Source organism: Pseudomonas fluorescens group sp. PF-1 (assembly GCF_054481335.1).
This window is the reverse complement of sequence record NZ_JBTMNG010000002.1, coordinates 523,295-541,467: the sequence shown is the minus strand read 5'-3', so window position 1 is coordinate 541,467 and position 18,173 is coordinate 523,295. Positions and strand designations below refer to the sequence as shown.

Here is an 18,173-nt window from a genome sequence, read left to right as displayed (position 1 = left end):
AGGAGGTCCCCCAGAAAATTTGACGCAGTGAGGCGCCTTCAAGGCAAGGCGATGCTTCTTAACTTAAGTGCTATTATTCTGGCAGTTAAGGCTAAAAAATGAAGGAATATTGGTACATGGCCAAGAAGACCGCGCCACTCCTGCCCGCCGCTTCCCGATTGCTTGCCGAGTTCGGGGAGCGACTGAAACTGGCACGACTGCGCCGCAAGCTCACCGCCAAGCAAGTCGCCGAGAGATCAGGCATGTCACTGACAACCTTGCGCTCTCTGGAATCCGGTGGTTCAGGCGTGACCATCGGTGCCTACCTGTCCGTCATGCAGGTGCTGGGCCTTGAAAAAGACCTGAGCAAACTCGCGGCAACCGATGAGGTGGGGCGGCAACTGCAGGACGCACAACTGAAACCCAGGGCCGCTTCATCCAACGACTCGAACCGACTGGCACGTAAAGTCAGCGTGGCTAAAAAAGCCCCTCCCAAAACCGGAAAAGAGACTGAAGTCATTGAAAGCGCCAGCCCCGCAGAAGATCTGCTGGCTGACTACCCCTTCAACACCCACTCTCTTTCCAGTCTGTTGACCCAGAAAAAAACCAAGTCCACGACAGGTGAACAATGACGCAGATTGCGGTGTATGCCGATTGGGAGTCCTTGAATGGGCCCAGGCGTCTCGGTTTCCTGCATGCCCGAAAGACCCGGTCCACAGAAGTCTTCGAGTTTGAGTACGACAGGGTTGCGCAGGCCGATCCCGAGTTGAATTTCACAGCGCTGGACCCTCGTATCAGCCTCTATGAAGGCCGGCAGTTTCCCGGACAACATCAAAGCCGATTTGGCGTGTTCGCTGACTCAAGCCCGGATCGATGGGGCCAACTGTTGATGAAACGGCGGCTGGAACGGGATATCCGCGACGGCTTGATTGCCAAGGGCAGCAAGCTCCACGAATCAGATTTCCTGCTGGGTGTACATGACCTCTATCGGGTCGGTGCGATCCGCTACAAGCTTAATGACCAAGGCAACTTTCTCGATGATCGCGATGGCGTGGCCGCCCCGCCCTTCATTGAGTTGCGGGCGCTGGAGCAAGCCAGTCGAGCCTTGGAAAACGATCCGGACAACACCTCACTCGATGGCCGTGAGTGGCTGAGAATGTTGATCGCACCGGGCGGCTCACTCGGTGGTGCCCGCCCCAAGGCCAGCGTTGCAGACGAGCACGGTCACTTGTGGATCGCCAAGTTCCCCAGTACCCGCGATGACTATGACGTTGGCGCCTGGGAACTGGTGGTCAATGCCCTGGCCAATCACTGCGGCCTGCGCGTCGCAACCGGTATCGCCCGACGCTATGCCAGTGATCATCACTGCTTCATGGTCAAGCGCTTCGATCGCACCGAACGGGGTGGCCGACTGCACTTTGCCTCAGCCATGACCCTGACTGATCGCGTTGACGGGGACGATGCTTCAGTCGGCGCAAGCTACCTTGAGTTGGCCGAAGTGCTCATGGAACACGGCTCGCAAACCAACGCGGACCTACGGGAGTTATGGTCTCGCATTGTGTTCAACATTCTGGTTTCCAATACCGACGATCACCTGCGCAATCATGGCTTCATCCTCGACCCAGGTCGGGGATGGCGCTTGTCTGCCGCCTATGACATGAACCCGGTGGCCCATGCCGACGGTTTGAAACTCAACATCACCGATGCCGACAACGCACTGGATCTGGAGTTGGCGCGAGAAGTGGCGGAATATTTTCGGGTCAGTCATGCGGATGCAGAAAATATCATCGACCGCTTCAAAGACGTTGTCAGCCAATGGCCAACGCTGGCGCAGGCATTGGGGCTCTCAAAACGTGAGCAGGACAATATGGCGCCTGCATTTCGATTGGCGGAGCCTACGCAATGAACCTCGCCCCCCACTTTCCCGACACCCCCGCCATGCACCTGCTCATGCAGCTGCTGCACGAAGAAATCGGCCTGCCCGAACGAAAAACCATCAGCCTCGACACCTCGATCAATGTCGACCTTGGCTGCAACGGCGCGGATGCCCAGCACTTGATCGAAAGCCTGGAAGAGCAGTTCGCCATCGATTTCGTGGACTACGACAGTTATCGCTATTTCCAGCCCGACGGCTACGATGTATTCCTCAAGCGCAAAGCCAAGGGTCGCGGCGACAAGATTCCGCTGACCATCGGCATGCTCTACCGCGCCATCAAGGCGCAACGCTGGGACACCGAGGAGCTTGAAGGACGGTAACGTCCCCAGCCCATGACGATAAGGACATTATGGGGCGGCTGGGTCGCTGCAGGTGCTTGTCAGGCATTGTGCTGCACCTGAAAACCTGAATCACGCCCACAAAAAAACCGCCCCGAGAGGCGGTTTTTTCATTGCATCAAACCAACGCTTACAACTGAGGACCGGCAGCCTTGATCGCGTCGCTCACGTCGAACTTCTTGAAGTTCTCGGTGAACAGGCCAGCCAGTGCTTTGGCGGCTTCGTCGTAGGCGGCTTTGTCAGCCCAGGTGTTGCGTGGGTTCAGCAGGCCAGTCTCAACGCCCGGTACGGCCAGTGGCACGTCGAGGTTGATGGTGTCCAGGTGCTCGGTCTGGGTACCGATCAGCGCGCCGCTCTGGATCGCTGCGATCACCGCACGGGTGGTCGGGATGTTGAAGCGCTTGCCGACGCCGTAGCCGCCACCGGTCCAGCCGGTGTTGACCAGGTAGACCTTGGAGCCGAAGCCGCGGATGCGCTTGATCAGCAGTTCTGCGTATTCGCCAGCCGGACGCGGGAAGAACGGTGCGCCGAAGCAGGTGGAGAAGGTCGACTTGATGCCGCTGCCCGAACCCATTTCAGTCGAACCCACCAGCGCGGTGTAGCCGGACAGGAAGTGGTAGGCCGCTTGCTCTTCGTTGAGGATCGACACTGGCGGCAGCACGCCGGTCAGGTCGCAGGTCAGGAAGATGACAGCGTTCGGCTCGCCACCGAGGTTTTTCTCGGAGCGCTTGGCAACGTGCTCCAGCGGATAAGCGGCGCGGCTGTTCTGGGTCAGGCTGACATCGGCGTAGTCGGCGTGCTTGGCGTCATCGATGACGACGTTTTCCAGCACTGCGCCGTGCTTGATGGCTTTCCAGATGACCGGCTCGTTCTTCTCGGACAGGTCGATGCACTTGGCATAGCAACCGCCTTCGATGTTGAACACCACGCCCTCGCCCCAACCGTGCTCGTCGTCACCGATCAGGTAACGGCTTTCGTCGGCGGACAGGGTGGTTTTACCGGTGCCGGACAGACCGAAGAACAGGGTCACGTCGCCCTCTTCGCCGATGTTGGCGGCGCAGTGCATTGGCAGCACGTCTGCGGCCGGCAGCAGGAAGTTCTGCACCGAGAACATGGCTTTCTTCATTTCACCGGCGTAGCGCATGCCAGCGATCAGCACTTTCTTCTGTGCGAAGTTGAGAATCACGCAACCATCGGAGTTGGTGCCGTCACGCTCTGGAACGCATTCGAAGTTGGCAACGTTGAGCACTTGCCACTCATCACGGCCAGCCGGGTTGTACTGGGCCGGGTTGATGAACAGGCAGCGGCCGAACAGGTTCTGCCAGGCAGTCTGGGTGGTCATCTTCACGGCCAGGTAGTGGTCGGAAGCCGCACCTACATGCACGTGGGAAACGAAATGCTCTTGCGCGTTGTTGAACGCCTCTACGCGATCCCACAGGGCGTCGAACTTGTCGGCCGGGAACTTGCGGTTGATCGGGCCCCAGGCAATGGCGCCTGTGGTGGTCGGCTCATCAACGATGAAACGATCGACTGGCGAACGGCCGGTACGGTGACCGGTACGAACAACCAGTGCGCCGGTATCGGCAAGCTCGCCTTCACCGCGGTTGAGGGCTTCTTTTACCAGATCATCAACACTCAGATCGGTGTACACGGCGTTATTGGCTTGCGTCATGAGGTTCCCCGTCGGCCAGTGGCCGAGTGCTCCAAACGTTTTGTAGTAGAAAGTCGCGCACTACTACCGCGAAAAAAGTGGGCCGGATTATGCCAGAAAAGCCCAAAAATAGTAGGGCCCTCCCGTCGTAACGGCGTTATTCCGGCACAAACCAGTGAATTTACCTGCGCTGAACCGTTTTAGTGACGGGTATCTGACGGCGTCTCGACACCTGCTCCAGCAAACAATTGAGTGACATCGGCGGCATCAAACAGGTACTGCTGGTTGCAGAACTGGCAGTCGATCTCGATTTTTCCACCGTGTTCAATCACCAGGTTCTGCGCGTCTTCCATACCCAGACTGACCAGGGCATTGGCCGAACGTTCGCGCGAACAGCTGCAACGGAAGCGCAGTCTCTGCACATCGAACAGACGCACCTGCTCTTCATGGTAGAGGCGATGCAGCACGGTTTCGTTGTCCAGACTCAGCAGTTCATCGGCGGTCAGGGTGGTGGCCAGCGCGGTGAGGTGCTGCCAGCTGGCGGCGCGTTCTTCTTCGTCCTTCAAACGGTCGGCGGGCAGTTGTTGCAGCAACAGGCCACGCGCGTGGCGGCCATCGGCGCACAGCTTGATGCGGGTGCCAATCTGTTGCGACATGACGAAGTAGTTGGTGAAGCAGTCGGACAACGTTTCGCCATCCAGATCGACGACGCCCTGATAGCGCTGGCCCTGGTTAGGGTCAATGGTCAGGGTCAGCGAGCCATCCGGCATCAAGTCGGCCAGGGTTGCGTCGGGGGCAATCCGGTCCGCCTCGTAACGCGCCAGGCCACGAATGTCGCGCTCACTGGAGCACTCGATCATCAGCAGCGGGATCGGACCTTCGGAACGGGCTTGAAGGATCAGCAACCCATCGAACTTCAATGTGCCGACCAGCAACGCCGCAGCCGCCATCAGCTCGCCGAGCAGTTGCGCGACCGGCTCCGGATAGGCGTGTTTGGCCAAGACTTCAGCGTAGCTGAGCTCTAGCGAAACCATCTCGCCACGGGTGTCGCTGTCATCGAAGATGAAGCGTTGGGTGAAGTCGTTATCCGGTAAGTCGGTCATAAGTCTGGTATCTGAAGTGGTGACAAAAAAGTAGTGGCAGAATTCGAAGTTACGCCCTGGCTATAGCGTATTGCAGCCTGGTATTGGGTTAGAGGGCGCTGTGCGCTTTACGACCAATGGCTCATGTACGGTAGGCCAATTACCTCATATGGCTACACGCAGGCGCAAATACAAGTCTTGACCTGATTGATGTGATCGGTGGCTTCGGTCAATCAATCGTTGCTGCTGCCACGAAACTTGAACAGATCACGCCGTTGTTTCTTGCTCGGCTTGCCATCAGTACTCACCCCCAAAGCCCCCGCCTTGCGCTGCGCCGCCGCGTTTTCGCGCTTGGCGATACTGGCCTCGGTTTCGGCGTACAGCGTCTGTGCCTCCGGCGCGCCACGGCGCACGATCGACAGCGCCTGGACCACCACGGTGCGCTCCTCGAAACCGGTACGAATCACAAATTCATCGCCAATGCGCGGTTCCTTGCCCGGTTTGCAACGCTCCCCCCGGCAATGCACCTTGCCGCTTTCAATTGCTGCCTTGGCCAAGGCACGCGTCTTGTAAAAACGCGCGGCCCATAACCATTTATCGAGGCGGACTTTGTCGTCCTCTTCGTTTTTTTGTGCCATGGGATTTCCTCATACTGAAATATTGGTGAACTGTACTACCGTTTCTGTCGTACCAAGAATTACCTCGTCTCGGATTACAATGCAGGCATTCCAGAACCTCCCTGAAGGGCTGGAAATCCGGGCCGTAGATATCTGTCGCCTTTTAATCATTATTCTGCGTGAATACCGCGAATCGGGCCGCGTGCGGCCCAGCGGTTACTACCGGTTGAGCACCTTTGAAGACATTTGACCATTTGACCGTCGTCGGTCTGCGCGAGTGGGTGGCGCTCCCGGATTTGGGAGTCGCGGGCCTTCGGGCAAAAATCGACACCGGCGCCAGCACCTCCAGCCTGCATGCCACCGACATCGAGACCTTCGAGCGCGACGGTGAGCAGTGGGTGCGTTTCACGGCGCACCTGGGCACGGTGGTGCAATTGCGTCACCGTCGTTGCGAAGCGCCGCTGGTGACGATGAAAACCATTAAAAGCTCTAACGGTCACGCGCAGGTGCGATACGTGATCAGCACCACCCTGGCGCTCGGTGATCGGGTCTGGCGAGTCCAGTTCACGCTCGCTTGTCGCAAATCCATGCGTTATCGCCTGTTACTCGGTTCCAAAGCCCTGATCGATGGCCAGTTGGTGGTCAATCCGGGCATTAAATATGTACAAGACAAGCCGGTGTTCCCGGTATCTACCTCCTCCACAGGTGTTGCATGAAGATCGCTGTGCTGTCGCGGAACCCGCGTCTGTATTCCACCCGCCGCCTGGTCGAAGCCGGTACCGAACGCGGCCATGAAATGGTGGTAGTCGACACCCTGCGCGCCTACATGAACATTGCCAGCCACAAACCGCAGATCCACTACCGTGGCAAACCGCTGGAAGGTTTCGATGCCGTGATCCCTCGCATTGGTGCGTCGGTCACGTTTTATGGTTGCGCAGTGTTGCGCCAGTTCGAAATGATGGGGGTTTTTCCGCTTAACGAATCGGTGGCCATCGCCCGCTCGCGGGACAAACTGCGCTCTCTGCAATTGCTGTCGCGCCGGGGCATCGGTTTGCCGGTGACCGGGTTTGCCCACTCGCCGGACGATATTCCCGACCTGATAGCGATGGTCAACGGCGCGCCGCTGGTGATCAAGGTACTGGAAGGCACCCAGGGCATCGGCGTGGTGTTGTGCGAAACCGCCACGGCGGCAGAGTCGGTGATCGAGGCGTTCATGGGCCTCAAGCAAAACATCATGGTTCAGGAATACATCAAGGAGGCCGGCGGCGCCGACATTCGCTGCTTCGTGGTGGGCGACAAGGTGATTGCCGCCATGAAGCGCCAGGCCAAGCCGGGTGAGTTTCGCTCCAACCTGCATCGCGGCGGCAGCGCCAGCCTGATCAAGATCACGCCGGAAGAACGCATGACGGCGTTGCGGGCGGCCAAGGTCATGGGACTGGCGGTGGCGGGTGTGGATATCCTGCGCTCCAATCACGGGCCGCTGGTGATGGAAGTGAACTCATCGCCGGGCCTGGAAGGGATCGAGACCACCACCGGCAAGAACGTGGCGGGGATCATCATCGAGCATCTGGAGAAGAATGGCGGGCCGAATATGACGCGGACCAAAGGGAAAGGCTGATCCTGGAGGCTTGTGGCGGCTGGCAGGCCGCCCTAAGCCCCACCGAAGAAATCAGCGCTTAAACCGCATCCCGCGGCAGCATCAACCCCAGCGGCAAGCGCACCCGCGCTTCCAGCCCTCCGCCGGAACGGTTGCGCAATTCAACATTGCCACCATGCATCGAAGCAATCCGCTTCACGATCGCCAATCCCAAACCGGTACCCTTCCCGCCCCGTGCACGATCGCCACGGGTGAACGGGTTGAAGATCGCTTCCAGTTCCGCAGGATCGATTCCAGCACCACGATCCATCACGCTCAGCACCACATAAGGCGCGGCGGTGTCCCCGGATACGTATGCCGCCACTTCCACGCCGCTGCCAGCGTGATGCAGCGCGTTGCCAATCAGGTTGTTCAGCAGTCGCTTCATTGACACCCGACGCAGCGGGAATGGCTGGATCGGTTCCAGACGCAAGCGCACTTTTTCCTCGGTCTGGTTGTACGGCGCGGCGACTTCGCGGACCAGGTCGCTCAGGTCCACCTCTTCCACCGACTCATCGCGACCATCACGAATGAACGCCAGGAACTGGTCGAGAATCGCGTCCATGTCTTCGATGTCGCGAACCATGTCGTCGGTCAGGTCGCTGCGGTCGCCCATCAGCTCCAGGGACAAGCGCAAACGGGTCAGTGGCGTACGCAGGTCGTGGGACACCCCGGCCAGCATCAGTTCGCGCTCGCGACCGGCCTGCTCGACATCTTCGGCCATCTGGTTGAAGGCGCGATACACCTCGGTCATTTCACTGGGCGTATCGCTGATCGGCAGACGCACGCTGCGACCCTGGCCAAGCTGGCGTGCGGCATAGACGAGGCGCTTCAGAGGCTGATTGAGCTGGCTGACAAAAATCCACGCCGCTGCAGTGGACAGCAAGCCAATGGCGAGAAACCAGCCCAGGACGTTCCAGATTTTCTGGCCGCGCAGCGGATGCGGGTACAGCGGTACTTTCAACCAGCCTTCGCCCAGGCTTGGCGCCCGGACCCACAACGCCGGCGGTGAATGCATGCGCAATCGCACCTCGGTGTCCGCCCCCAGTTCGGCCTGCATCTGCCGCTGGTAGATCTCGCTGTAGGGCCAGTGTTGCTCACCTTCCGGCACGCCGGCACCAACCACCCGTATCAGGGGCACGGCATCGGCGATCTTGTCGCGGTTGTTTTCATCGGCGGCCCAATAGGCGCGCAGTGTCAGGGCGACACCGTGGCTGTACTGACGGTCCACCAGCACGTCTTCGTTCATCAACAGATAAACCAGGGTCAGCGCCTTGGAAAACAGGACGACGATGAGCACCAGCCAAAGGGTGCGGGAGAAGAAGCTCTGGGGGAACCAAACCGGGGTTTTCATGGATAACCGCTACATACTTGCAGGAGCGAGCCATGCTCGCATATTGCGGATCGCGAGTCTGCGGGCGGGATCATATGATCCATCGCCCGTACGACCCGCTCCTACAAATCACCGATCACTTGGTGGCGGTGCCATCCGGAACGAACACGTAGCCTACTCCCCAGACCGTCTGGATATAACGCGGCTTGGATGGATCCGGCTCGATCATCCGGCGCAGACGGGAGATCTGCACGTCGATGGAACGCTCCAGGGCATCCCATTCGCGGCCACGGGCCAGGTTCATCAGCTTGTCACGGGTCAGCGGCTGACGGGCATTCATCACCAGGGCCTTGAGCACCGCAAACTCACCGGTGGTGAGCATGTGCACTTCTTCACCACGCTTGAGCTCGCGGGTGGCCAGGGACAGTTCGTAGTCGCCGAAGGTCACGCTTTCGTCTTCGCTGCCCGGTGCGCCCGGCACCGGGGCCGATTGACGACGCAATACAGCCTTGACGCGCGCCATCAGCTCGTCCGGGTTGAACGGCTTGGCCAGGTAATCGTCGGCGCCCAGTTCCAGGCCCTTGATACGGCTCAGCTCATCGCCCTTGGCGGTCAGCATGATGATCGGAATCTGATTGTTCGCGCCGCGCAGGCGGCGGCAGGCGGTCAGGCCGTCTTCGCCGGGCAGCATCAGGTCGAGGACGACCAGGTTGAACACTTCGCGCGCCAGCAGGCGATCCATTTGCTCGGTGTTCGGGACGGCACGGGCGCGGTAGCCCTTGCTGACGAAAAAACGCTCCAGCAGGCTGCTGAGGCCCGGATCGTCGTCAACAATAAGAATTTTCTCGCCTTCAGCAATGTTTGCAGTGCTGCTCATTGGATGCTCCTTTGATCTCGGCGCGCATTATGGCGTAGCTGCCGTTATACGCACCGTGTGCATTGTTAGCAGATTTTTCCTCTACCGCCAGAAAACCGGCCGTTACACCTGCACCCCGCGATGCCCCCTAACGGCAGAACGCTGGTTATAATGCGCGGCCATTTGTGTCAGGCAACATCGGACCGGTACTACAGACAGACGCTATTTATTTTCGTAGCGTTGGCAGTATTTGTTCGATTTCACGGGTCAACGGAGTGCCTGTTGACTCAGGTAGCGGCGCAGGCCAGGCCGCTCAACCAGACTCGCCAAGCCCCTATTTCTGCGCCTGCGAGCCTGCTTTCACAATTTGTCAGGTGGTTTTATGGACAGCATCAACAGCCGCATCGCCGAGGAACTCGGCGTACGCCCACAACAGGTCGAAGCGGCCGTCGCGCTACTCGATGAAGGCTCTACGGTTCCCTTCATCGCCCGTTACCGGAAAGAAGTGACCGGCAGCCTCGATGACACCCAGTTGCGTCATCTGGAAGAGCGTCTGCGCTACCTGCGAGAACTCGACGAACGGCGCATCAGCATCCTGGCCAGTATCCAGGAGCAAGGCAAGCTGACCCCGCAACTCGAGCGTGACATCAAGCTCGCCGACACCAAGACCCGCCTCGAAGACTTGTACCTGCCGTACAAGCAGAAGCGCCGCACCAAGGGCCAGATCGCCCTCGAAGCCGGCCTCGGCGACCTGGCCGACGGCCTGTTCAACGACCCGACCCTGACGCCGGATGCCGAAGCCGCCCGCTTCGTCGATGCCGAAAAAGGCGTAGCCGACGTGAAGGCTGCCCTCGAAGGCGCCAAATACATCCTCATGGAGCGCTTCGCCGAGGACGCCGGCCTGCTGGACAAGCTGCGCAATTACCTCAAGCAGGAAGCCACCCTCAGTGCCCGCGTGATCGCCGGCAAGGAAGAGGAAGGCGCCAAGTTCCGCGACTACTTCGAACACGACGAACCGCTCAAAAGCATGCCATCGCACCGCGCGCTGGCGATTTTCCGTGGTCGCAACGAAGGCATTCTCAGCTCCGCGCTGAAAGTCGGCGACGAATTGCCCGGCACCATGCACCCGTGCGAAGGCATGATCGGCCAGCACGTCGGCATCCAGAACCAGAACCGCGCCGCCGACAAATGGCTGGGCGAAGTGGTGCGCTGGACCTGGAAGGTCAAGCTCTACACCCACCTGGAAACCGACCTGCTGGGCGAACTGCGCGATAGCGCGGAAACCGAAGCGATCAACGTGTTCGCCCACAACCTGCACGACCTTCTGCTGTCGGCCCCGGCCGGCCCGCGCGCCACCCTGGGCCTCGACCCGGGCCTGCGCACCGGTTGCAAGGTCGCCGTGGTCGATTCCACCGGCAAGCTGCTGGATCACGCCACGGTTTATCCGCACGTGCCGCACAACAAATGGGACCAGACCATCGCCGTGCTGGCCGCCCTGTGCGCCAAGCATTCTGTCGATCTGATCGCCATCGGCAACGGCACCGCCAGCCGTGAAACCGACAAGCTGGCCGCTGAACTGATCAAAAAATACCCGGCCATGAAGATGACCAAAGTCATGGTCTCCGAAGCCGGTGCATCGGTTTACTCGGCGTCGGAACTGGCGTCCAAGGAATTTCCGGACCTGGACGTGTCGATCCGTGGCGCCGTGTCGATTGCCCGCCGCCTGCAAGACCCGCTGGCCGAGCTGGTGAAGATCGATCCGAAATCCATCGGTGTCGGTCAGTACCAGCACGACGTGTCGCAGCTGAAACTGGCGCGCGGCCTGGATGCGGTGGTCGAGGACTGCGTGAACGCCGTGGGCGTGGACGTGAACACCGCTTCCGTGGCGCTGCTGGCGCGCATTTCCGGCCTCAACGCGACCCTGGCGCAGAATATCGTCAGCCACCGCGACGAGCACGGTGCTTTCAAAACCCGCGCCGCACTGAAGAAAGTCGCGCGCCTGGGCGAAAAAACCTTCGAACAGGCCGCCGGTTTCCTGCGCGTCATGAACGGCGAGAACCCGCTGGATTCGTCCGCCGTGCACCCGGAAGCCTATCCGCTGGTGCAGCGTATCGCGGCTGAAACCGACCGCGACATTCGCTCGTTGATTGGCGATGCCGCGTTCCTCAAGCGCCTCGACCCAAAGAAATACACCGACGAAACCTTCGGCCTGCCAACCGTGACCGACATTCTCCAGGAGCTGGAAAAACCGGGGCGCGATCCACGTCCGGAGTTCAAGACCGCCGAATTCCAGGAAGGCGTCGAAGACCTCAAGGACTTGCAACTGGGCATGATCCTCGAAGGCGTGGTGACCAACGTGACCAACTTCGGCGCATTCGTCGACATCGGCGTGCATCAGGACGGTTTGGTGCATATCTCCGCACTATCGGAGAAGTTCATCAAAGATCCGCGGGAAGCGGTGAAAGCCGGTGATGTGGTGAAAGTGAAGGTCATGGAAGTCGACATCCCGCGTAAACGCGTGGGCCTGTCGATGCGCATGAGCGACACCCCGGGCGAGAAAATCGACGGTGCCCGTGGTGCACGTCCGGGATCGGCCCCGCGCCAATCCCAGAACACCGCGCCACGCAAGGAAACCACGGCGGCGGCTCCGGCCAACAACGCCATGGCTTCGCTGTTCGCCAACGCCAAGCAGTTGAAGAAACGCTGATGGACATCCCGGCCGGGCTGACCGAAAGCGCGTTTTTCAAGCTGCTGGGCTGTCGCTTGCACAGCCTGGAAACCGGGGTGGCGCAAGTCGCCCTGGCGCTGGAACCACAGTTGCGCAATCGCGGTGGCAAGCTGCACGGTGGGGCCTTGTTCAGTCTGGTGGACATTGCCATGGGGCTGGCCTGTTCCAGCACCCACGGCTTTGACCAGCAGAGCGCGACCATCGAATGCAAGATCAACTACATCCGCGCCGTCGCTGACGGTGAGGTGATGTGCACGGCGCGGGTGATCCACCCGGGCCGGCGCACGCTGGTGGTCGAGGCCGATGTGATGCAAGGCGACAAACTCGTCGCAAAAGCACAAGGCACGTTCGCAGTCCTGTAGCTACGCATCACCGATTTGAGTTAATTTCGGCGCAATGAAACCTGTGGGAGCGAGCAACCTCGCTCCCACAGGAATTGTGCGGTTATTGACTGACCGGCATATGGCCTGAGCGGCTCCAAAAACCAGGCGAAAACGCCAGTTTTAACTTCACCCTTGTAGACCGTCTTGCCCACCCCCATATTGGGGCGACTGACGCGTGAAGGAATCCAACTTGAGCGAACTTCTCAACCGCCGCCTGGCCCTGCTCGGCGAGCGCGCTAACCTCTCTCTGCTCGAACAGTGTCTTCACGGCATCGAACGTGAATGCCTGCGCGTGACCGATGAAGGTCGCCTGGCGCAAACGCCGCACCCGGAAGCATTGGGTTCCGCGCTGACCAACGAACAGATCACCACCGATTATTCCGAATCGCTGCTGGAGTTCATCACACCAGCCCTGCCCGACCCGGCGGACACGCTGGCGAGCCTGGACAAGATTCACCGCTTTGCCTACAGCAAGCTCGGCAACGAGTACCTGTGGAGTCCATCGATGCCGTGCCCGCTGCCGGCCGAGGAAGATATCCCGATCGCCTATTACGGCACGTCCAACATCGGTCAGCTCAAGTACGTCTACCGCAAGGGCCTGGCCCTGCGTTACGGCAAGACCATGCAGTGCATCGCCGGGATTCACTACAACTTTTCCCTGCCGGAGAAACTCTGGCCCCTGCTCAAGCAGGCCGAAGGTTTCGTCGGCACCGACCGCGACTATCAGTCGTCGGCCTACATCGCCCTGATCCGCAACTTCCGCCGCTACAGCTGGCTGCTGATGTACCTGTTCGGCGCATCGCCGGCACTGGACGCCGGCTTCCTGCGCGGTCGCTCGCATCAGTTGGAACAGCTGGATCCGGACACCCTGTACCTGCCTTATGCCACTAGCCTGCGCATGAGTGACCTGGGTTACCAGAGCAACGCCCAGGCCGGCCTGACGCCGTGCTACAACGACCTGAGCAGCTACATCGACAGCCTGCGCAAAGCGGTGGCCACACCCTATGCGCCGTACGTCGAAGTCGGCACCCACAAGGACGGTGAGTGGGTTCAACTCAACACCAACATCCTGCAGATCGAAAACGAGTACTACTCCAACATCCGCCCCAAACGCGTGACCTACACCGGCGAACGGCCGATCCAGGCGCTGATGGCCCGCGGCATCCAGTACGTTGAAGTTCGCTGCCTGGACATCAACCCGTTCCTGCCGACGGGTATCGATCTCACCGAATCGCGCTTCCTCGACGCTTTCCTGCTGTACTGCGCCCTGAACGACAGCCCGCTGCTGACCAACACCAGTTGCGGCAATGCGACCTCGAACTTCCTCAGTGTGGTCAAGGAAGGTCGCCGTCCGGGCCTGCAACTGCAACGCGACGGTCACCCCGTTGACCTGAAAGAGTGGGCCGCACAATTGCTGGAAAACATCGCGCCACTGGCGGCGATGCTCGATCAGAGCCACGGCGGCGATGCTCACAGCAAGGCGCTGGATGCGCAGTTGGCCAAGGTTCAGGACCCCTCCCTGACGCCATCGGCCCAGGTCCTGGCGACCATGGCCGAGCACAAGGAAAGCTTTGCCCAGTTCTCCCTGCGCCAGAGCCGCGCCCACGCCGAGTTTTTCCGCAGCGAACCATTGCCGGCTGAAGAACAGGCCCGGTTTGAAGAACTGGCGCGTACGTCGCTGGCTCAACAGGCGGAGCTGGAACAGAACGAAGTCGGCGATTTCGACGTGTTTGTCGGGTCGTATCAGGCGAGCATCCTGGCGATCAGCAACTGACATCAGAAGGTTCTTCGGACCTTATCGCGAGCAGGCTCGCTCCCACAGTGGACTTTCAGTGTTGCCACAACTGTGTGCACACCTGTTAGCACTGTGTGAGCGAGCCTGCTCGCGATTGAGCACGCAGCGGCCACGTTTAGGTTTTTCCGCTAATAAGCTAATTCGAAAAAGTTATTTATTTTTGAATTCTTATATCATTTAGTCTCCTTTTCACGCCGACTCTCGGTCGCCTGACAAGGAGCTTCTCGATGAAACTGCATTTCCCTCTTCGCCTGCTGGCGGCCGCTTCTTTGGCGGCAGCGAGCTTCTTTGCCCAGGCGGCTGACGTGACTGTCGCCTACCAGACCACCGTTGACCCGGCGAAAGTCGCCCAGGCCGACGGCGCCTATGAAAAAGCCACCAAGGCCGACATCAGCTGGCGCAAATTCGATAACGGTGCCGACATCATCGCCGCCATCGCCTCCGGCGACGTGCAGATCGGCTACCTCGGCTCCAGCCCCCTGACGGCGGCCATTACCCGCAAAGTCCCGGTGGAAACCTTCCTCATCGCCACCCAGATCGGCGCCGCCGAAGCGCTGGTGGCCCGTGATGGTTCCGGGATCAAGACCCCACAAGACCTGATCGGCAAAAAAATTGCCGTGCCATTCGTTTCCACCGGCCACTACAGCCTGCTGGCCGCGCTGAAGCACTGGAACATCGATCCGTCGAAAGTCACCGTCCTCAACCTCGCGCCGCCAGCCATCATCGCCGCATGGAAACGCGGTGACATCGATGCCACCTACGTGTGGGACCCGGCCCTGGGCGTCGCCAAGGAAAACGGCAAAGTGCTGATCACCTCCGGCGAACTGGCCAAGTTCGGCGCGCCGACCTTCGATGCCTGGATCGTGCGTAAAGACTTCGCCGAGAAGCACCCGGAAATCGTCACCGCATTCGCCAAGGTGACCCTGGACGCCTACGCCGACTACCGCAAAGACCCGAAAGCCTGGCTGGCCAATCAAGGCAACGTCGACAAGCTTGTAAAACTGTCTGGCGCCAAGGCCAGCGATATTCCGCTGCTGCTGCAAGGCAACGTTTATCCGCTGGCGGCTGATCAGGTCATCACCCTCGGCGCACCGACCACCAAGGCCATCACCGACACCGCCGCGTTCCTCAAGGAACAAGGCAAGGTCGAGGCTGTGCTGCCTGACTACGCGCCGTACGTCAGCGCCAAGTTCATTACCCACTGATCGGGAGTTCATCGCCATGGCCTTGCTACAGCTGGAGCGTATCAGCGCACAGTACCCAGGCAGCCCGGAACCGGTGCTGTCGGATATTTCCCTGACCCTGGGGCCCCAGCAATTGCTGGTCGCCCTCGGCCCGTCCGGCAGTGGCAAGACCTCGCTGTTGAACCTGATTGCCGGTTTCGTCGAACCCAGCGCCGGGCGCATCACCCTCGATGGCGTCCCGGTCAAGGGCCCGAGCGCCGAACGCGGCGTGGTGTTCCAGGATGACGCCCTGCTGCCCTGGCAGGACGTGCTGGCCAACGTCGGTTTCGGTCTGGAACTGGCCGGCATCTCTCGGGACAAACGCGAAATCCGCGCCCGGGAAATGCTGGCGCTGGTGGACCTTTCCGGCTTTGAAAACCGCCGCATCTGGCAACTGTCCGGTGGGCAGAAGCAGCGCGTCGGCCTGGCCCGCGCCCTCGCTGCCGACCCACGCGTTCTATTGATGGACGAACCCTTCGGCGCGCTCGATGCGTTCACCCGCGAACAGATGCAGGAACTGCTGCTGCAAGTCTGGCGGCGCACGGCCAAACCGGTGTTCCTGATTACCCATGACATCGAGGAAGCGGTGTTCCTCGCCACCGACCTGATTCTGCTGGCGCCCAATCCGGGGCAAATCGTCGAGCGCCTGAGCCTGGACTTCGGTCAGCGTTACGCGGCCGGCGAGTCGGCACGGGCGATCAAATCCGACCCGCGCTTCATCGAAACCCGCGAACACGTGCTCGCCAGAGTCTTCTCCCAACGCAGCGCCGCCCAGCGGCAGGAGCGCGCATGAGCAGCTATGAAATCCCGGCCGTAGCGGTGAAACCTGGCGCTTCGGTGATTCCGGTTCGTCGCACTTTGAGCACTCGCTGGATCAGCGTGCTGACGCTGATTGCCCTGGTGGTGATCTGGTGGGCCGTGACGGCGACCGGTTTGATTGAACCCTTGTTCCTGCCGCCACCGTCCGCTGTCCTTCAAAAAGGCTGGTTGCTGGCCACCAGCGGCTACATGGATTCGACCTTGTGGCAGCACCTGGGCGCGAGCCTCAGCCGCATCGGCCTGGGCCTGGGCTTCGCGGTGCTGACCGCCGTACCCGTTGGCATCGCCATCGGCCACAACCGCATTGCTCGCGGCGTTCTCGATCCGCTGATCGAGTTCTACCGCCCGATTCCACCGCTGGCCTATCTGCCGCTGATCGTGATCTGGTGCGGCATCGGCGAGCTGTCGAAAGTGCTGCTGATCTACCTGGCCATTTTCGCCCCGATCGCCATCGCCACCGCCACTGGCGTGCGCACCGTCGATCCGGCGAAATTGCGCGCCGCGCAGTCGTTGGGCGCGACCCGTGCGCAGTTGATTCGCCATGTGATTCTGCCCAGCGCGTTGCCGGACATTTTGACCGGCGTGCGCATTGGCCTGGGTGTGGGCTGGTCGACACTGGTCGCCGCCGAATTGATCGCCGCCACCAGTGGCCTGGGCTTCATGGTGCAGTCGGCCGCGCAGTTCCTGGTCACCGATGTGGTGGTCCTGGGGATTCTGGTGATCGCGCTGATTGCCTTTGCCATGGAGATGGGCCTGCGCGCCCTGCAACGCAAACTCGTGCCATGGCACGGCCAGGCTCACTAAAAATTGCCCTGTGAAAAACCTGTGGAGCGAGCTTGCTCGCCCCCACAGGAGTCAACACTCAGAATTGAAGAGAACCCACATGAGCCACCTGACCATCGTCCCCTTAAGCTCCGCCCTTGGCGCGCAGATCAGCGGCGTCGACATCAGCCAGCCGCTGAACCTGGAACAGCGTGACGCCATCGAGCAAGCGCTGCTCAAGCATCAGGTGCTGTTCTTCCGCGACCAACCGATCACGCCACAGCAGCAAGCGCGTTTCGCGGCCAATTTCGGTGACCTGCACATTCACCCGATCTACCCGAACGTGCCGGAACAACCAGAAGTTCTGATCCTCGACACCGCCGTCACCGACGTTCGGGATAACGCGATCTGGCACACCGACGTGACCTTCCTGCCCACCCCGGCGATGGGCGCGGTGCTCAGCGCCAAACTGTTGCCGGAGTTCGGCGGCGACACCCTGTGGGCCAGCGGCATCGCAGCGTACGAGGCCTTGTCCGTGCCGATGAAAACCTTGCTCGAAGGGCTGACCGCCACCCACGACTTCACCCGTTCGTTCCCGATGGAACGCTATGGCAACACACCGCAGACGCTGGTCCAGTGGGAAGAAGCACGACGCAAGAATCCGCCGCTGTCGCATCCGGTGATCCGTACCCATCCGGTGAGCGGACGCCGCTCGCTGTTCGTCAATGAAGGCTTCACGTCGAAGATCAACGAGCTGTCGGAAACCGAAAGCGAGGCGATTTTGAAGTTCCTGTTCGCCCACGCCACCCGGCCGGAATTCACCATTCGCTGGCGCTGGCAGAAAGACGACATCGCGTTCTGGGATAACCGCGTGACACAACATTACGCGGTGGACGATTACCGGCCGGCGCGGCGGGTGATGCAGCGCGCGACGGTGTTGGGGGATGTGCCGTTCTTTAGGTGAGCCCTGATTTTTTCACTGATGTTAATGGCCTCATCGCGGGCAAGCCCGCTCCCACAGGTTTCTGTGTTGGA

At 60.5% G+C, this 18,173-nt stretch carries 17 protein-coding genes; 12 read left to right on the top strand and 5 right to left on the bottom strand.

What is annotated here, in order from left to right:
- The first annotated feature begins 116 nt into the window (after positions 1-116).
- The 3 genes from ACX3YD_RS17185 to ACX3YD_RS17175 are packed head-to-tail and all read left to right on the top strand — an operon-like array spanning position 117 to position 2,235.
- Entirely contained in the window at positions 117-611 is a 495-nt protein-coding gene (locus ACX3YD_RS17185; protein WP_103406038.1) for a helix-turn-helix domain-containing protein, read from the top strand.
- Entirely contained in the window at positions 608-1,885 is a 1,278-nt protein-coding gene (locus ACX3YD_RS17180; RefSeq protein WP_458960580.1) for a type II toxin-antitoxin system HipA family toxin, read from the top strand. The genes ACX3YD_RS17185 and ACX3YD_RS17180 overlap by 4 nt, the downstream gene beginning before the upstream one ends.
- On the top strand, positions 1,882-2,235 hold the full coding sequence (locus ACX3YD_RS17175; protein WP_103406040.1) for a DUF1493 family protein: 354 nt from the start codon (positions 1,882-1,884) through the stop codon (positions 2,233-2,235). The genes ACX3YD_RS17180 and ACX3YD_RS17175 overlap by 4 nt, the downstream gene beginning before the upstream one ends.
- A 148-nt stretch (positions 2,236-2,383) precedes the next feature.
- Here ACX3YD_RS17175 and ACX3YD_RS17170 read toward each other — a convergent pair whose 3' ends face one another.
- The 3 genes from ACX3YD_RS17170 to ACX3YD_RS17160 all read right to left on the bottom strand — a co-directional run bounded on the left by ACX3YD_RS17170 (position 2,384) and on the right by ACX3YD_RS17160 (position 5,624).
- Entirely contained in the window at positions 2,384-3,925 is a 1,542-nt protein-coding gene (locus ACX3YD_RS17170) for a phosphoenolpyruvate carboxykinase (protein ID WP_458960579.1), read from the bottom strand.
- Between the two features lie 179 nt (positions 3,926-4,104).
- Entirely contained in the window at positions 4,105-5,007 is a 903-nt protein-coding gene (hslO, locus tag ACX3YD_RS17165) for an Hsp33 family molecular chaperone HslO (RefSeq protein ID WP_047536240.1), read from the bottom strand.
- A 212-nt stretch (positions 5,008-5,219) separates the two neighbouring features.
- A complete protein-coding gene (locus ACX3YD_RS17160; RefSeq protein WP_047536239.1) occupies positions 5,220-5,624 on the bottom strand; it encodes an RNA-binding S4 domain-containing protein in 405 nt (134 codons plus the stop codon).
- Between the two features lie 215 nt (positions 5,625-5,839).
- On the opposite strand from ACX3YD_RS17160, the gene rimB reads away from it, so the two are divergent.
- Together rimB and rimK are read left to right on the top strand one after the other, a co-directional pair.
- On the top strand, positions 5,840-6,319 hold the full coding sequence (gene rimB / locus ACX3YD_RS17155; RefSeq protein ID WP_047536237.1) for a retropepsin-like aspartic endopeptidase RimB: 480 nt from the start codon (positions 5,840-5,842) through the stop codon (positions 6,317-6,319).
- Positions 6,316-7,221 (top strand): 30S ribosomal protein S6--L-glutamate ligase, encoded by a 906-nt coding sequence (gene rimK / locus ACX3YD_RS17150; RefSeq protein ID WP_034148478.1) that lies wholly within the window; start codon positions 6,316-6,318, stop codon positions 7,219-7,221. The genes rimB and rimK overlap by 4 nt, the downstream gene beginning before the upstream one ends.
- A 58-nt stretch (positions 7,222-7,279) precedes the next feature.
- Here rimK and ACX3YD_RS17145 read toward each other — a convergent pair whose 3' ends face one another.
- The gene (locus tag ACX3YD_RS17145; protein ID WP_103406042.1) at positions 7,280-8,593 is read right to left on the bottom strand and encodes an ATP-binding protein; all 1,314 of its coding nucleotides are present in this window, start codon (positions 8,591-8,593) and stop codon (positions 7,280-7,282) included.
- Positions 8,594-8,708: 115 nt separating this feature from the next.
- The gene (gene ompR, locus ACX3YD_RS17140) at positions 8,709-9,449 is read right to left on the bottom strand and encodes an osmolarity response regulator transcription factor OmpR (protein ID WP_047536233.1); all 741 of its coding nucleotides are present in this window, start codon (positions 9,447-9,449) and stop codon (positions 8,709-8,711) included.
- Positions 9,450-9,810: 361 nt separating this feature from the next.
- Between ompR and ACX3YD_RS17135 the strand changes: the two genes are divergently transcribed.
- The 7 genes from ACX3YD_RS17135 (at position 9,811) to tauD (ending at position 18,102) form a co-directional block, all read left to right on the top strand.
- On the top strand, positions 9,811-12,135 hold the full coding sequence (locus ACX3YD_RS17135; protein WP_103406043.1) for a Tex family protein: 2,325 nt from the start codon (positions 9,811-9,813) through the stop codon (positions 12,133-12,135).
- Complete coding sequence (locus ACX3YD_RS17130) at positions 12,135-12,518, top strand: PaaI family thioesterase (RefSeq protein ID WP_052193636.1); 384 nt, start codon at positions 12,135-12,137, stop codon at positions 12,516-12,518. The genes ACX3YD_RS17135 and ACX3YD_RS17130 overlap by 1 nt, the downstream gene beginning before the upstream one ends.
- Positions 12,519-12,729: 211 nt before the next feature.
- Entirely contained in the window at positions 12,730-14,313 is a 1,584-nt protein-coding gene (gene gshA / locus ACX3YD_RS17125) for a glutamate--cysteine ligase (protein WP_103406044.1), read from the top strand.
- A gap of 248 nt (positions 14,314-14,561) precedes the next feature.
- Positions 14,562-15,539, top strand: coding sequence for a taurine ABC transporter substrate-binding protein (gene tauA, locus ACX3YD_RS17120; protein WP_103406045.1), 978 nt, complete (start codon positions 14,562-14,564; stop codon positions 15,537-15,539).
- A 16-nt stretch (positions 15,540-15,555) separates the two neighbouring features.
- Positions 15,556-16,350, top strand: coding sequence for a taurine ABC transporter ATP-binding subunit (gene tauB / locus ACX3YD_RS17115; protein ID WP_103406046.1), 795 nt, complete (start codon positions 15,556-15,558; stop codon positions 16,348-16,350).
- Entirely contained in the window at positions 16,347-17,180 is an 834-nt protein-coding gene (gene tauC, locus ACX3YD_RS17110; RefSeq protein WP_103406047.1) for a taurine ABC transporter permease TauC, read from the top strand. Before tauB ends, tauC begins: the two co-directional genes overlap by 4 nt.
- 79 nt (positions 17,181-17,259) lie before the next feature.
- A complete protein-coding gene (gene tauD / locus ACX3YD_RS17105; RefSeq protein WP_458960578.1) occupies positions 17,260-18,102 on the top strand; it encodes a taurine dioxygenase in 843 nt (280 codons plus the stop codon).
- Positions 18,103-18,173 lie beyond the last annotated feature (71 nt).

Excerpts from the sequence above, each read along its gene's own strand:
- ACX3YD_RS17160 (WP_047536239.1), bottom strand. The coding sequence starts at position 5,624 with ATGGCACAAAAAAACGAAGAGGACGACAAAGTCCGCCTCGATAAATGG.
- ACX3YD_RS17130 (WP_052193636.1), top strand. The coding sequence starts at position 12,135 with ATGGACATCCCGGCCGGGCTGACCGAAAGCGCGTTTTTCAAGCTGCTG.
- ACX3YD_RS17180 (WP_458960580.1), top strand. The coding sequence starts at position 608 with ATGACGCAGATTGCGGTGTATGCCGATTGGGAGTCCTTGAATGGGCCC.
- ACX3YD_RS17175 (WP_103406040.1), top strand. The coding sequence starts at position 1,882 with ATGAACCTCGCCCCCCACTTTCCCGACACCCCCGCCATGCACCTGCTC.
- rimK (WP_034148478.1), top strand. The coding sequence starts at position 6,316 with ATGAAGATCGCTGTGCTGTCGCGGAACCCGCGTCTGTATTCCACCCGC.
- tauA (WP_103406045.1), top strand. The coding sequence starts at position 14,562 with ATGAAACTGCATTTCCCTCTTCGCCTGCTGGCGGCCGCTTCTTTGGCG.
- ompR (WP_047536233.1), bottom strand. The coding sequence starts at position 9,449 with ATGAGCAGCACTGCAAACATTGCTGAAGGCGAGAAAATTCTTATTGTT.
- ACX3YD_RS17170 (WP_458960579.1), bottom strand. The coding sequence starts at position 3,925 with ATGACGCAAGCCAATAACGCCGTGTACACCGATCTGAGTGTTGATGAT.
- hslO (WP_047536240.1), bottom strand. The coding sequence starts at position 5,007 with ATGACCGACTTACCGGATAACGACTTCACCCAACGCTTCATCTTCGAT.
- ACX3YD_RS17145 (WP_103406042.1), bottom strand. The coding sequence starts at position 8,593 with ATGAAAACCCCGGTTTGGTTCCCCCAGAGCTTCTTCTCCCGCACCCTT.
- tauD (WP_458960578.1), top strand. The coding sequence starts at position 17,260 with ATGAGCCACCTGACCATCGTCCCCTTAAGCTCCGCCCTTGGCGCGCAG.
- ACX3YD_RS17135 (WP_103406043.1), top strand. The coding sequence starts at position 9,811 with ATGGACAGCATCAACAGCCGCATCGCCGAGGAACTCGGCGTACGCCCA.
- tauB (WP_103406046.1), top strand. The coding sequence starts at position 15,556 with ATGGCCTTGCTACAGCTGGAGCGTATCAGCGCACAGTACCCAGGCAGC.
- ACX3YD_RS17185 (WP_103406038.1), top strand. The coding sequence starts at position 117 with ATGGCCAAGAAGACCGCGCCACTCCTGCCCGCCGCTTCCCGATTGCTT.
- tauC (WP_103406047.1), top strand. The coding sequence starts at position 16,347 with ATGAGCAGCTATGAAATCCCGGCCGTAGCGGTGAAACCTGGCGCTTCG.